Here is a 14,468-nt window from a genome sequence, read left to right on the forward strand (position 1 = left end):
TCCCTCGTTCAGGTTTTCCCTAGTCACCCAGATCGACGCCGCCGGAAACGGTCCCCGTTCGGTAGAAACGAAGGTGTGGCTAAGAACAGCGGGGGCGGCTGCCTCGTCGTGGTGGTCGTGGTGGGGCTCTTGGCTTTCGGGTACTACAAGTGGGATCACGGCTCGTCGTCCGCGCCGCCCGCGGGTGCGGCGACCGGGGACGGCACCGGCCGGTACGTCGCTCTGGGTGACTCCTATACGGCTTCGCCACGGACCGGGAAGAACGTCGGGACTCCGCCTGGGTGCGATCGGTCCGATGACAACTACCCACGGCTCGTCTCGGCGGATCTGAAGCCGGCCGAGTTCGACGATGTCAGCTGCAGTGGGGCGACGACCGCGAACTTGACCGCCGCTCAGAAGACGGGGAACGGTTCCAACCCGCCTCAGCTCGATGCCGTGACTTCGAAGACGACGCTCGTGACTCTGGGTATCGGCGGTAATGACATCGGGTTCCTGTCATTGGCGTCGTCCTGCGCTACCGCGCATCGGTCGTCGTCGCCTTGCAAGGACAAGTTGACCGCCGGTGGGCATGATCAGCTCGCTGATCGGATCGATGCCACCGCGCCGAAGGTCGCCGCCGTGCTGGAGCGGATTCACAAGCAGGCTCCGAAGGCGAAGGTCGTGGTCGTCGGGTATCCCTCTGTGCTTCCCGATGGGGATGGGTGCTGGCCGGTGCTTCCGATCGGGGCCGGCGATGTCGATTACTTCCGTGGGGCGCTCGGGAAGTTGAACAAGATGCTCGAGGATCAGGCTGATGCCCACAAGGCGGGGTACGCCGATACCGCGACGCCGGGGAAGGGGCACGACGTCTGTACCGCGTCGGACACGCGGTGGGTGGAGGGGGTTATTCCCACTCTGCACGGGACTGCGCTGCATCCCAATGCTCGGGGGGAGCAGGGGATGGCTGATGCTGTTCTGGGGGTTCTCAAGCTGTTCTGACGGTGTTCTGACGGTGTGCTCCGGCACCCCGAAGCCCGATGGTGACTACGGCCGGCGCGACCGCGTCAAGGCGGGAAAGATGCCTTGACCCGGTGGCGGCGGCCGTGTTCTGGCTTCGGATCGGGGTGCCTGGGGGCGGTCTGGGTGCTCTTTGCCCTGCTTCTCGTGCCGTCCTGCGTTTACACGCGGACCAGTGCTTGGGGCTTGCCCAGGACCGTCTTGCCCTCGTGCTTGACCACCAGGTCCACTCGGGCGATGCCCTCGTCGTTCACGTTGGCCACCTTGCCGGTGATCTCCAGCAGGGCGCCTTCCTTCGTGTTCGGTACCGGCACCGGGCGGGTGAAACGGGCGCTGAAGTCCACCAGGCGGCCTGGGTCGCCCAGCCAGTCCGTCACCACTCGGCCCGCCACCGCCATCGTCAGCATTCCGTGGGCGATCACGTCCGGGAGGCCGACTTCCTTCGCGAACGGCTCGTTCCAGTGGATCGGGTTGAAGTCCAGGGCCGCCCCCGCGTAGCGGACCAGCTGGTCGCGGGTGATCCTGACCTCCAGGGGGGCCAGCTCGTCTCCGACGTTCACGCGCTCTCCCCTCGCACCACGAGCTGCGCGCGCGTTGTGGCGATGTGTGCTCCGTCGCCGTCCGTGATCTCGGCGCGCAGGTTGATGAAGTCGTTGCCGGCCCTGGCCATGATCCGGTCGATGTGCGTCGTCAGCAGGAGCTCGTCGCCGGCGTGTGCCGGGCGGCTGTACGTGAACTGCTGGTCTCCGTGGACCATGCGGGAGTAGTCGAGGCCCAGCTCCGGGTCGGAGACGATCGAGTTGATCGAGGCCAGGTTGATGATCGTGAGGAACGTCGGGGGCGCGATCACGTCCGGGTAGCCGGCCGCCTTCGCCGCCTCCGGGTCCCGGTAGACCGGGTTCTGGTCGCCGATCGCGTCGGCGAACTCGCGGATCTTCTCCCGGCTCACTTCGTAGCTGGTCTGCGGCGGGTACACCCGCCCGGTGAACGACTCGTCCAAGGGCACCCGGAGAGGCTACCAACAGCAGAAGAGCCGCCCCGGTGGTCCGGGGCGGCTCTTCGAAGCTGGTGCGAACGCGCTACGCGGTCAGCGAGTTTCCTTGTGCGTCCGGTGCGTACCGCAGTTCGGGCAGAACTTCTTCATCTCCAGGCGATCCGGGTTGTTGCGCCGGTTCTTCTTGGTGATGTAGTTGCGGTGCTTGCACTCTTCGCACGCCAGCGTGATCTTGGGTCGCACGTCGGTGGCAGCCACAGCGTTTCCTTCTCTCTCAGGTCCCGGGGGCCAGCCCCAGTCGTTACCGCGTAGCGGTGGCCGGACTTGAACCGGCGACACAGCGATTATGAGCCGCTTGCTCTGCCAACTGAGCTACACCGCCCTTACATGACCCAAGCCGCGACACGCAAACGTGACGCGGCTGAGGTCGTGAGCCCCTTTACGGAATCGAACCGTAGACCTTCTCCTTACCATGGAGACGCTCTGCCGACTGAGCTAAAGGGGCCTGGCCTCTCGCGAGGACTTGGAAAGATTACCAACCCCCGTCACCCGGCCGTGCAACCGGGGTCCCCATAGCACAAAACCTCAGGTCAGCAGGGTCAAGACGGTCTCGGAGTGGCGTCCCGGCGAGCGCGCGGTGCGGGCCTGCAGCCACGCCTCCAGGCGGTCCTCCGGCAGCGGGCGCGAGATCAGGTAGCCCTGGGCGACGTCACAGCCCATCGCCTCGAGCTGGTCCCGGGCCACGTCTTCCTCGACGCCTTCCGCGACCACCGTCAGCCCGAGCGAGTGCCCCAGCTCGACGATCGACCGCACCACCGCGAGGTCGCCGAGGTCCGTGCCCATGCCGAGGACGAAGCTCTTGTCGATCTTGACCTGGTCGACCGGCAGCTGCCGCAGGTACGCCAGCGACGAGTAGCCGGTGCCGAAGTCGTCCACGGCGAGGGTGATGCCCAGCGAGTGCAGCTCACGCAGGATCGGCAGTGCCTTCTGCGGGTCCGACATCACGCCGGACTCGGTCAGCTCGAACGTCAGCAGCTCCGGCGGGATGCCGACCCGCTCCAGCTCGCGGGCCACCTTGTTCGGGAAGTCCTCGTCGGCCAGGTTCCGCACCGACAGGTTGACCGCCACCGAGATGCGCAGGCCCTCGTCGAGCCACTTGCGGCAGCGCTTCAGGGCCTCACCGAGCACGAACGACGTCAGCACGCCGATCAGGCCGGCCGCCTCGATGGCCGGGACGAACTCGTCCGGGCCGAGCCTGCCGAACTCCGGGTGCACCCAGCGGACGAGCGCCTCGACGCCGGCCACCTGCCGGTTCGGCAGGGTGATCTTCGGCTGGTAGTGGACGCTGACCTGGCCGTCTTCGAGGGACTGCCGGAACTGCGTGACCATCTGGAAGCGGCGCAGGAAGATCTGGCCCATGCTCGGCACGTACCCGCGGACCTCTTCGCCGCCCTTGGTGGCGCGAACGGCCACATCGGCGCGCTGGAGCAGGCCTTCGATGTCGACGACGTCGCCGGACTCCTCGGGCGTCGTCGTCGCGTAGCCGATCATCGCGTTGGCTTCGACCGACAGCCGGTCCACCGGGTACGGCGCGGAAAGCTCCTCGCGCAGCCGTTCCGCCGCGGCGTGGGCGTCCTCGGGCGGGCAGCCGACGAGCAGCGCCGCGAAGGACGCGCCTTCGAGGCGGGCGAGCGGGACGTCGGGGCCGAGCGCGTCGCGGATGCGGCGGCCGGCGGCGATCACCATCCGGTCGGCCCAGGCGTAGCCCAGCGCGTCGCTGACCGTCGAGAAGACGTCGAGGTCGATCCGCAGCACCACGGCGTTCGCGAAGTCCCGCAACGGTTCCTTCGCCACCTGCCGGAAGCCCGGCCGGTTGAGGTGCCCGGTGAGCGGGTCGTGGTAGGCGTCGTGACGCAGGGTCGCGAGCAGCCGCCGGTTGTCCAGCGACGTCGCGAGGTGGCTGGCCATCGTGCCGAGCAGCTGGACGTCGTACTTGCCGAAGCCGCGCCAGCGGGACAGCCGGTCGTGCGCCTCGACGACGCCGAGCAGCTGGTTCGCGCTGCGCAGCGGGACGACGAGCGCCTCCTGCGCGCCGCGGTCGAGCAGCGCCGCGCGGACGTCCGGGTTGGCCTCGGTGATCCGGAAGTGCCGGACGTGCGCGCCGGGCAGGCGCAGCAGCGGGTCGTCGGCGGCCGGGTCGGCGGGCGGCAGGTCGTCGCCGGCGACGACGACGCGCATGGTGTCCTTCGGCTCGAGCCGGAGCCGCAGCACGACGCGGCCCGCGGCGAGCTGGTCCTTGATGCGCTCGGCGATCGTGGCCCATTCACGGACGTCGACGCCACCGACGAGCTCGTCGGCGCGGCTGGCCGGGCGCGCCGCCGCCTGCTGGCCGGAGCGCGCCACCATCAGGCTGACGTCCGACAGCGCCTCCATGTCCCGCTGCTCGCGCAGCAGGTCGGAGTAGGCCCAGTACAGCGCGGTCAGGCCGAGGAACACCGCGAGCACCAGCGGCCACGCCTTGGGCGTGTTGGAGATGACGAGGTAGCCGGACAGGCCGACGGACGCGTTGACGAAGCCGACGACCAGGATCCGCGCGGTGAGCCGGACCGCGGTGCTGACCCGCATGCGGCGCCGCAGGACGCGGACCGCGGCCAGCGCCAGCAGCGTGCTGACCAGCGGTGCGGTGAGCGTGCCGGCCAGGGCGGCGACCCACGGGATCTTGTCGCCGACCCCCGCGCCGACGGCGTACTTGACCAGCCCGGCGACCGCGAAGGCACCGGTGATCTCGAGCAGGAACGCGCCCGCGTTGTAGAGGACGCGGCCGGAGACCTTGCGCGCGAGCAGCGTGCCGATGCCGGCGACCAGGTGCGCGGCCAGCACGACTTCGAACGGCGCGACGAAGAACCCGATGACGAGCGGGATCTCGGTGAAGGAGATCGTCCACGAGATGCCGCTGCGGACGTCGACGTTGATGCCGAGCTGCTCGGCGAGCAGGAACGCGACCGCGAGCACCGGCCCGATCCACAGCAGCCGGCTGTCCCAGTGGAACGGCAGCCAGGACCCGACGGCGAACGCGGCGACGAGCCCGATGCTCAGGACGGCGAAGGTGTACGCGCGGAAGCGGCGCTCGTCGGTGCGGGCCTCGACGGAAACGGGCGGTGTCCCGGAAGCGGCTCCCGGCCCGGGCTGCGCCTGTGCGACGGCGTCGCCGTGGGCGTTGGTGTCCGGCATCCGACCTTCCCTCCCGGCTTGTCCACCGGTGCTGATCCGTGACTTCGGGTGTGGACAAGGGCCATACCGTACCCCGTAGGGCGTACCCGCGTCCCTTTCGAGACAGTAGGAGATCACCCCAGGGTTAACAATGCCTCGATGGCGCTGACCTGCGTGGACCAAGGGGTGAAACTCTGCGGCAACCGGGCCGGGGACTCCGCCACCCGGCCCCCGGGAACACCCGTTGGCCGAAGCAGGGGTGGTTCTCTGCGCACGACGTCCCGCGTAGCGCTTCAATAAGTGCATGCACAGCGATGTGATCGCCACCGAACACGCGGCCCGGCTCGCGGCGGTGGATCCCCTGCTCCCCGGTTCTTCTCCGTTCGAAGCGGCCGATAACGCCGTGGTCCTCGAAGTCGCGACCGGCACGTCGGCCGCCTCCGGCCTCGCCTCGCGCATCCAGGTCGACCAGGGCGCGCCGAACGCACCCTGGCGCGCGCTGACCGAACACCGGCTCGACCTCCAGCTCGCGGGTTCGCAGCCGGCGGAGGTCCTGGACGCCCTCCTCACCCGATGGGATGAACATCTGCGCGCGGTCGCCGAGCGTGGCGACACCGAGACCGCCGCGGTGGTGCCTCGCGCCAGCCGCGACGGCGCCGGCGCGCGGGAGATGCTGCACCACGGGTTCGCTCCGCTGCGGGTGATCGCCGTCCGCCCGTCCGAGCGGATGGTCCCGGCGACGCCGCTCGGCACCCCCGGCGTCAAGATCCGCCGCGGCGAGCCCGGTGACCTCGAGACCGCCGTCGCGCTCGGCATGGAACTGCACTCTTACGACGCCCAGTACGGCACGGTGAACTGGCGCGAAGGCGTCGAGGACATCCTGACCAAGGACCTGGCCGAGAAGCTGAACCGGCCGGAGCCCGCGGTGTGGATCGCCGAGCTGTACGGCCGCCCGCTCGGCATGGTGAACGTCCAGCACCCCGGCGAGACCGGCTGGATCAGCGCCCGCGTCGCGGCGGACCGCGTCGGCTACCTGTCGTCGCTGGCCGTCGCGAAGGAGGCGCGGTCGTCCGGCGTCGGTACCGCGCTGGCCACCCACGCCCACCACGTCCTGGACGAAGAGGGCGCCGACGTCGTCCTCCTGCACCACGCGGCGGCGAACCCGCTGTCGACGCCGTTCTGGTACGCGCAGGGCTACCGGCCGCTGTGGACGTACTGGCAGCGTCGACCAGCCGTTCGGTGAACGACTGGCGGATTACCCCTGCTCGCCAGTCCTTATAGGCTGGCGCCCGGAGCAGCGAGGGGAGCCGGAAGTGACCGATCAGCGGGATTCCGCGCCGAGAGCACCCGAAGGCGTCGACACCGAGAAGCCGTCCGCGGCCCGGATCTACGACTGGTACCTGGGCGGCACGCAGAACTGGGCCGTGGACCGCGAGTTCGGCCGGCGCATGGAGCAGCAGTGGCCGCTGGTGCGCCCGGGGTCGAAGCAGAACCGCGAGTTCATGAACCGCGCGGTCCGCGCGGCCTTGAAGGCGGGGATCCGGCAGTTCATCGACCTCGGCTCCGGGGTCCCGACGGCCGGGAACGTGCACGAGGTCGTCGAGGCCGAGCTGCCCGAGGACCACGACGCGACGGTCGTGTACGTCGACTACGAGCCGGTCGCGGTCGCCCACGCGACGCTGATCCTCGAAGAGGAGGCGGCGACGGACTGGGCGGGCATCGTCCAGGCCGACATGCGCGACGCGAAGGCCGTCCTGCGCGCGGAAGAGACGAAGCGGCTCATCGACTTCTCGAAGCCGGTCTGCCTGATGATGATGGCGGTGCTGCACTTCGTCGGGCCGGACGACGACCCGATCGGCCTCCTGAAGGCGTACCGGGACAAGCTCGCGCCCGGGAGCTGGCTGGCGATCTCACAGATGAGCGAGGGCGACGGGACCGGCGAGACCCTGGCCGGGCTGCGCTGGTTCGTCGAGCAGTACCGGAAGACGAGCAACCCGGTGTGGCTGCGCGACCGCGAGGAGATCGAGCCGCTGTTCGGTGACTGGCCGTTGCTCGAACCAGGCATCGTGCACCTGCCGGACTGGCGGCCGGACCGGAAGCTCAACGCGCTGGAGGCGGAGGCGCGGCCGTACGCGTGGTGTGGGATCGCGGAGAAGCCAGGCTCCTGACCTGCGGTTTTCCTGATCGCTGTGGGCGAACGCACCATCGGAAACAAACACACCCTTCGGAGAGTTGAGCTAGGCAGACTCAACTACACGAGGAGTGCACATGTCCGACACCCGCCTCCTGCCCGTGCTCCCGCTCGATGACGACGTCGTGCTGCCGGGCATGGTCGTCCCGCTCGACCTCACCGACACCGAGACGCGGGCCGCGGTGGAGTCCGCCCAGGCCAACACGCCGAGCCAGGCGTCCTTCCCCGGCATCCGGTCGACCGGCGCCACGAAGGCCGAGGTCCTGATCGTCCCGCGCGTCCACGGCGAGTACGCCGAGTTCGGCACCGTCGCGACGGTCGAGCGCATCGGCCGCGTGCCCGGCGGCAAGGCGGCCGTCCTGCTGCGCGGCACGGGCCGCGCGCTCGTCGGCCGGATGGCCGACGGACCCGGCGCCGCCCGCTGGGTGCACGCCGAGGACGCCACCGAGACCACCGACGACCGGACCGCGCAGCTTTCGGCCGAGTACAAGGCCGTCGTCATCTCGATCCTCCAGCAGCGCGGCGGCTGGCAGCTGATCGACGCCGTCCAGCAGGTCGAAGACGGTTCCGCGATCGCCGACCTGTCCGGCAACGCGCCGTACCTCGGCACCGAGCAGAAGCTCGAGCTGCTGACCACGCTCGACGTCAGCGCGCGCCTGGAGAAGGCGCTCGAGTGGAGCAAGGAGCACCTGGCCGAGCTCGAGGTCACCGACACGATCCGCAAGGACGTCGCCGAGGGCATGGAGAAGCAGCAGAAGGAGTTCCTGCTGCGCCGCCAGCTCGAGGCCATCCGCAAGGAGCTCGGCGAGCTCGACGGCACCGCGCAGGACGACGACTACCGCGCCCGCGTCGAAGGTGCCGAGCTGCCCGACGCCGTGAAGAAGGCCGCGCTGGCCGAGGTGGACAAGCTGGACCGCACGTCCGAGCAGTCCCCCGAGGGCGGCTGGATCCGCACCTGGCTGGACACCGTCCTGGAGCTGCCCTGGAACGAGCGCACCGAGGACAGCTACGACATCGCGGCGGCGCGAGCGGTGCTGGACGCCGACCACGCCGGCCTCGACGACGTCAAGGAACGCATCATCGAGTACTTGGCCGTCCGGAAGCGTCGCGCGGAATCGGGTCTCGGCCCGGTCGGCGGACGGCGTTCCGGTGCGGTGCTCGCCCTCGCGGGCCCTCCCGGGGTCGGCAAGACGTCGCTGGGTGAGTCCGTCGCGAAGGCCATGGGCCGCAAGTTCGTCCGCGTCGCGTTGGGCGGCATCCGTGACGAGGCGGAGATCCGCGGTCACCGCCGCACGTACGTCGGCGCGCTGCCCGGCCGGATCGTCCGCGCCATCAAGGAAGCCGGCTCGATGAACCCGGTCGTGCTGCTCGACGAGATCGACAAGGTCGGCGCCGACTACCGCGGCGACCCGACGGCGGCGCTGCTCGAAGTGCTGGACCCGGAGCAGAACCACACGTTCCGCGACCACTACCTCGAGGTCGAGCTGGACCTGTCCGACGTCGTGTTCCTGGCGACGGCCAACGCGCTGGAGACCATCCCCGGCCCGCTGCTGGACCGCATGGAGCTCGTCACGCTGGACGGCTACACCGAGCACGAGAAGGTCACCATCGCCCGCGACCACCTGCTCCCCCGGGAGCTGGAGCGAGCCGGCCTGGGCACGGCCGACGTGGTCGTGACGGACGCCGCGTTCAGCCGGATCGCCGCCGAGTACACCCGCGAGGCGGGCGTGCGCGACGTGAACCGGACCATCGCGAAGGTGCTGCGGAAGATCGCGACGAAGGTGGCTTTGGACGAGGTCTCGCTGCCTCTTTCCATCGACGCCCCCGACCTTCCGGATTACCTGGGCCGCCCGCGGCACATCCCCGAGTCGTCGCTGCCGGCGTCGACGCAGCGCACGGCGACCCCGGGCGTGGCGACGGGCCTGGCGGTCACGGGTGCCGGCGGTGACGTCCTGTACATCGAGGCGTCGCTGGCGGACCAGGAGTCCGGCGCGTCCGGGCTGCAGCTGACCGGCCAGCTCGGCGACGTGATGAAGGAGTCGGTGCAGATCGCGCTGTCTTACCTCAGGTCGCACGGCGCGGAGCTGGAGCTGCCGGTGGGCGACCTGCGCGAGCGCGGCATCCACGTCCACGTCCCGGCGGGAGCGGTCCCGAAGGACGGCCCGTCGGCCGGCGTGACGATGACGACGGCGCTGGCGTCGCTGCTTTCGGGCCGGGTGGTCCGGCCGGACGTGGCGATGACGGGCGAGGTGTCCCTGACGGGCCGCGTGTTGCCGATCGGCGGCGTCAAGCAGAAGCTCCTGGCGGCCCACCGAGCGGGAATGAAGACGGTGATCATCCCCCAGCGCAACGAGCCGGACCTCGACGACGTCCCGGCCGAGGTGCTGTCCCAGCTGGATGTCCACGCGGTGGCGAACGTCCGCGAGGTCCTCGACCTCGCTTTGACCCCGGCTTCAACGCCGGTTCCCCAGGCGGCGTAACCCCGAACGCCGCCACCTGAACGGCCGGTTTCCCTCTCCCCCAAGGGAAACCGGCCGTTTCTCATGCTCAGTGCTCGTCCTCGTCGAACTCGGTCTCGGGCAGCGTCGTCCGGATGGTGCGTTCCCCGTTGCGGCCGTTGTAGGCCCGCAGGGTCACCGTCGGTTCGTCGTCGGTCACGACCGAAGGCGCCGACGGACCGGACAGCGCCTGCGTCGGGACGTCGACCGAGATGATCCCCGACTCCAGTTCGGTCGACGCCGGTCGCGCCGCGGCCGGCCGGTCGAGCCGGACTGCCGTGGCCCCGACGACCAGCTCCGCCTGCCCGGAGTTGTCGATCTCCCGGGCCACCGCCTTGACCGCCTGCTTCAGCCCGGTCGCCGGACGAACGTCGGCCTGGCCGACCACCCGCGCGGCCGGTTCCGGCGACAGCAGCGTGTGCACCAGCCCCGCGACGTCCCGCGGGATGTTCGGCAGGAGCTGGTCGAGCGGGGTGTACGTCGTTTCCCCGGATCGGATGCGCCGGGCCTGCTCCCGCTTGTCGGCGAGCCGGCCGGCCTCCTGGTGGGGAGCCTGACCGGTCAGCAGGTAGTACCAGGTGGCGCCGATCGAATACAGGTCACCCAGTTCAGGGTCGTCCTTGTCTCCCAGCAACGCTTCGGGAGCCGTGTAGTTCGGGGTTCCACCGCCGGCGCTGCTCACTTCGTTCCGGTCCGCCGCGGAGAACACGCGGGCGAAACCCCAGTCCACGAGAACCAGCAGCGGTCCGTCCAGCACGGCGTTGGTCGGCTTGATGTCACCGTGGCTGACGTTGTTGCTGTGCGCGTACTCGAGCGCGTCGGCGAGCTGACCGATGTACTCGGCCGTGCGTCCCAGCGTGTAGCCGATCCTGCCGCGGGCGGTGGCGTTCGCGATCCAGTTGACCAGGCTTCCCGGCGTGTAGAGCGGCGAGGCCGTCCACAGCCATTGGCGATCGACGCCCGAGTTCAGGATCTCGCCGATGTTGCTGTGCTGCAGCCGCCGGGCCGCTTCGACCTCCCGCTGCCACATCCGGCGTCGCGCGGTCCTGAACAACCGCCGCTTGGTGGCTGCCTCGTCGCGGACGGCCTTGATCGCGACTTCCCGGTCGGTGTCCACCTCCCGGCCGCGCAGCATCCGGCCGAACCCACCGGCGTCGGCGCTGTTCAGCGGTTCGATCGCCTGGTACTGCCCACCGAACACCCGGCCGAGCAGTTCGCGGTCCTCCATGTCCCAGTTGTGCGGGATCTTCACGGTGTCGTAAGGCTGCGGCTCTCCGGCCCCGGCGTCCTCCGCTTCGGCGGGAGCGGGTCCTTCGGGCTCGACCGGGTCGTCTTCGACCGGCTCCTCCTCCGACGGCTCCTCCTCGACCGGTTCCCGGGCCAGCTTCGCCAGCTCACGCTCGAGGCGAACCCGTTGCCGTTCTTCCTCGATCTTGCGGGTGGTCTGCGCCTGGAGCTTGGCGACGTCACCCTCGAGATCGGCCTCCAACGTCACGCGGTCGAGCCGTGCCTGCTGCTGCTTCGCGTGCTCCTCACCGCGGAATTCGAGCTCCTTGATGTGGCGGTTGCGCGCGTGCACCACCGTGCTGTCGTAACGCGTCCGCCCTCGGCCGATCTTGATGAACAGCGGCACGAGGTCCAGCAGGATGAAGAAGACCGTCAGCATGATGTGGAAGCCCAGCGCCCAGCCGTCGGAGAAGGCGAACTTCAGCAACGCGTGCCACCGCGCCGCGAGGCCGTCTTCGGCTTTGGCCAGGGCGTCCGCCTTTCCCAGGTCGGCCTGGACGGCCTTGTCGAGCGCGGAGATCTGGCTGTCCAGCTTGGGTCCGTCGTTCGTCTGCGCGGTGGTGGCCCGCGTGAGCTCGGCCTGTGCCTTGGCCGCGTCCGCGTCCCGCTGCCGCGTCAGCCCGCCGTCGCCGCCCCGGCCGCTGATCTGACCCGACTTGACGAGGTCCGGCGGGCACCCCGCCGGCTGCCTCTCGCAGACGGCCACCAGACCGGCTTGCTTGGCCGCGGTGGTCGCGTTCGCGACGTCGGTGTCGAGCTTCGCGCGATCGGTCCGGAGTTTCGCGAGCTGTTGCGCCCGGTCGGTCGGCTGGCCGTCCGCCCCGACGATCAGCTTCCGCGAGGCCTCGACCTGCGCGGCGATGCTGTCGTTCATCGTCCGGTTGATGTCGTCCTCGAAGATGGCCAGCGCGCCCATCTCGGAGATCATGAACCCGAGCAGGCCCGCGCAGATGGCCCTGGCGAGGTAGCTGCGCCGGGCCGCGGTCCGTCTCGCCGGATCGAACACCACCGCGCAGATCGCCCGGTCGAAGCCGATCACGAACAGACCCCAGACCGCGACGAACGGAGCCGCCGCGCCGAAGCTCTGCGTCAGTTCCATGCCGACTGCGGCGAAGGTGGCCAGGCCCCACGCGATGAAGCCGTTGAGCAGCACGAAGAAGCCCGACACCTGGTACGAGGAGCGTTCGTGGCGGTCGTCGAGCGCCCGCCAGGACGCACCGCCCAGCCAGGCGAAACCGTTGCCCAGCATCCAGACCGGCCACAGCGGCCACCCCGGCCGCCGGGTGGCCAGCGCGTCCGGCGACGATTCCTGCGCTGGAGACGTCATGACTGCTCTCCTCGTTCCGTGTCGGCGGCCCGGCGGGCGGGGATGAGCCCCTCGGGTGAGCCGGGCCGCCAGGGATGGGCCCGCTGGACGGAGGCGTAGGTGATGGCTTCGGACTCGATCAGCAGCTGCAGGAGAACCGGGTCGACCCCGCGCCGGCCTCGGTCCTGCCAGGGGAAGTCGGGGTCGGTGTCCGCCGCGCCCACGAGCCGCTTGTAGGCCATGCGGTGGGCGTCGCCCGTGGGGAGCTCGGTCCAGCCGCGGATCCGGCTCGATCCCGCGGGCGGTGGCCAGCGGACGGCGTCGATCAGCGCCGCCACGATCGCGTCCCGCTGGGGCGGTGTCACCTCGATCACGTTTTGCGTCGCCCGCTCGGTGACCGGGCCGGTCTGCTCGGCGGACGAGCGCTCCCGGTCTTCTTCGGTGAGGTCGGCCGTGAGCGTGATCACCCAGTCGTCGGGGCGATCGGTGAGCCGGAACGCGATGAGGCCGTCCCGCGCCTCCCACGCTTGCCCGCTCGCGACGCGCCGCCAGTCCAGCTCGCCCCAGTAGCGGATCCGTCCCGGGTTCGGCACGCCTTCGAGCACCGCCAGGCGGACGCCCCGGCCGGTGTGGTGGACGAGCAGGTGGCGCCGCGAGATCCACGGTTCGGTCGCGGGAATGGTCACGTGGTGGCGCCCGGTTTCGATTCGTTCGGTGGCCAGGTTTTCCCCGCGGCCGACGAGCACGGACGCACCCCGGCGGATACGCACGGCTTTGACGCAGGCGTCGGCGCGCCAAATCGTGAGGGCGCACTCATCACGGCCGGGGGCGAAAAGGCGGCCGGGATCGATCATCGCATCGGCAGGCTTACTCATCGGCGACCACCTCGAGCCGCAACCGGAGTTTCTGTCCGAGGCCGAGGATGTCTCCGTCACGCAGAATCCCGGCTTCGGTCGGGCGCGAATTGATGGACATTCCGTTCGCGCTGGCGAGGTCCTCGACGAGGAAGCAATCGCCGCCCGCACGTGGCCGGATTCGCGCGTGCCGGCGCGACACGGTGGGAGATTCGACGACCACGTCGCACTTCTCGACGTCACGGCCGATGACGCCGCCGGCCGCCGGGATGCGCACGGTTTCCCCGGCCCGGCCGATGACGACCAGCCGCGCGCCGCCGGGCGCGGGGACCGCGGTGGGAGTGTCGTCTTCGAACAGCTTGGTGCGGGCCGGTCCGGTGGTCAGCGCGATCCGCGGGTTGCCCCGGATCGCGGACGGCTCCGGTCGGCACTCCCGGATCCGCGCCTTGACCTGTGGCGATCGTCCGCGACGTCGCAGAATTTCCGGCAGCACCAAGGCGAGGTCCTCCTCGTCCGTGGCGAGGTTGACGCCGAGGAGGCCGTGGTCCTCGGGGTTGATCTCGATGGCCAGCCACAGCGCGCCGGGCGCACGCGTCTCGGCGAACCCGGCCACGGACTCGCCGATGCGGCGCAGCAGGCACTGGCGCTGTTCGACGAATTCCCGGTCCTCGCGCGCAGCGGTGACGCGGAGCCAGTTCAATGCGTCGCGGAACATCCGCCGGGCCATTCCCGGGCCGTCGTAGCGGCCCTTCTTCTTCCACCAAGCGACCGCGCCGACAACGGCGACGATCACCATGATCAGCATCAACACCGGAGACCTCGCAGGTTTCGTCGACTCTGCGGACGAGCATTTCGGACAACATCGAGCCGCGCCAAGCCACCGGCTCGATTCGTTCGTTTCCGAACGCGACAGTCTCCCGGACCCGCACCGTGTACGAGATCAGTAATCGCTCGGCGGGCGGCAGTTGTTTCACCCCGGCCCGTCCGAAAAACGGCAACCGGTGACATGGCGGCCGTGTTACCGGATGACCACCATTAAACGGTAAGCCTATCGAGTGAATCAGGTCGACAATTCGCCGTCGTCGACCGGCTGCTCGCGCGGCAACCGATCCCGGGTAACGCAAAAGCTCCG

Annotated in this window: 11 protein-coding genes and 2 tRNA genes; 4 read left to right on the plus strand and 9 right to left on the minus strand. The window is 69.9% G+C overall.

The annotated features are described in order from the left end of the window. Positions 1-75: 75 nt before the first annotated feature. Positions 76-978: an SGNH/GDSL hydrolase family protein gene (locus ABZ342_RS12665; protein WP_360472017.1), complete on the plus strand. Its 903-nt coding sequence runs from the start codon at positions 76-78 to the stop codon at positions 976-978. Positions 979-1,157: 179 nt separating this feature from the next. Here the strand turns inward: ABZ342_RS12665 and ABZ342_RS12670 are convergent, their stop codons facing one another. The 6 genes from ABZ342_RS12670 to ABZ342_RS12695 form a co-directional block, all read right to left on the minus strand. Continuing rightward, entirely contained in the window at positions 1,158-1,556 is a 399-nt protein-coding gene (locus ABZ342_RS12670) for a MaoC family dehydratase (protein ID WP_155548838.1), read from the minus strand. After that, the gene (locus tag ABZ342_RS12675) at positions 1,553-2,002 is read right to left on the minus strand and encodes a MaoC family dehydratase N-terminal domain-containing protein (protein ID WP_196425873.1); all 450 of its coding nucleotides are present in this window, start codon (positions 2,000-2,002) and stop codon (positions 1,553-1,555) included. Before ABZ342_RS12675 ends, ABZ342_RS12670 begins: the two co-directional genes overlap by 4 nt. An 81-nt stretch (positions 2,003-2,083) precedes the next feature. Continuing rightward, on the minus strand, positions 2,084-2,248 hold the full coding sequence (gene rpmG / locus ABZ342_RS12680) for a 50S ribosomal protein L33 (protein ID WP_005152047.1): 165 nt from the start codon (positions 2,246-2,248) through the stop codon (positions 2,084-2,086). Between the two features lie 51 nt (positions 2,249-2,299). Further along, a tRNA-Met gene (locus ABZ342_RS12685) sits at positions 2,300-2,372 on the minus strand. A 50-nt stretch (positions 2,373-2,422) separates the two neighbouring features. Further along, a tRNA-Thr gene (locus ABZ342_RS12690) sits at positions 2,423-2,495 on the minus strand. Positions 2,496-2,575: 80 nt separating this feature from the next. Beyond that, the gene (locus ABZ342_RS12695) at positions 2,576-5,221 is read right to left on the minus strand and encodes an EAL domain-containing protein (protein WP_155548837.1); all 2,646 of its coding nucleotides are present in this window, start codon (positions 5,219-5,221) and stop codon (positions 2,576-2,578) included. Between the two features lie 283 nt (positions 5,222-5,504). On the opposite strand from ABZ342_RS12695, the gene ABZ342_RS12700 reads away from it, so the two are divergent. From ABZ342_RS12700 to lon, 3 genes are all read left to right on the plus strand, one after another. Continuing rightward, positions 5,505-6,443, plus strand: coding sequence for a GNAT family N-acetyltransferase (locus ABZ342_RS12700; protein WP_360472021.1), 939 nt, complete (start codon positions 5,505-5,507; stop codon positions 6,441-6,443). Positions 6,444-6,513: 70 nt separating this feature from the next. Further along, complete coding sequence (locus ABZ342_RS12705; protein WP_155548835.1) at positions 6,514-7,368, plus strand: SAM-dependent methyltransferase; 855 nt, start codon at positions 6,514-6,516, stop codon at positions 7,366-7,368. A 100-nt stretch (positions 7,369-7,468) separates the two neighbouring features. Continuing rightward, positions 7,469-9,871, plus strand: a complete 2,403-nt coding sequence (gene lon / locus ABZ342_RS12710; RefSeq protein WP_360472024.1) for an endopeptidase La — start codon at positions 7,469-7,471, stop codon at positions 9,869-9,871. A gap of 67 nt (positions 9,872-9,938) precedes the next feature. On the opposite strand, the gene ABZ342_RS12715 is transcribed toward lon, so the two are convergent. From ABZ342_RS12715 to ABZ342_RS12725, 3 genes are read right to left on the minus strand one after another with little or no spacing between them, the layout of a single operon-like run. Then, positions 9,939-12,503 carry a DUF4407 domain-containing protein gene (locus ABZ342_RS12715; protein ID WP_360472026.1) on the minus strand — a complete coding sequence of 855 codons (2,565 nt, stop codon included), beginning with the start codon at positions 12,501-12,503 and terminating at the stop codon, positions 9,939-9,941. Further along, positions 12,500-13,357 carry a hypothetical protein gene (locus ABZ342_RS12720; RefSeq protein ID WP_360472029.1) on the minus strand — a complete coding sequence of 286 codons (858 nt, stop codon included), beginning with the start codon at positions 13,355-13,357 and terminating at the stop codon, positions 12,500-12,502. Before ABZ342_RS12720 ends, ABZ342_RS12715 begins: the two co-directional genes overlap by 4 nt. Continuing rightward, the gene (locus ABZ342_RS12725) at positions 13,350-14,141 is read right to left on the minus strand and encodes an FHA domain-containing protein (RefSeq protein ID WP_360472259.1); all 792 of its coding nucleotides are present in this window, start codon (positions 14,139-14,141) and stop codon (positions 13,350-13,352) included. The genes ABZ342_RS12720 and ABZ342_RS12725 overlap by 8 nt, the downstream gene beginning before the upstream one ends. Positions 14,142-14,468: the final 327 nt, after the last annotated feature.

The organism is Amycolatopsis sp. NPDC005961, assembly GCF_040629235.1.
Lineage (GTDB): Bacteria > Actinomycetota > Actinomycetes > Mycobacteriales > Pseudonocardiaceae > Amycolatopsis > Amycolatopsis camponoti.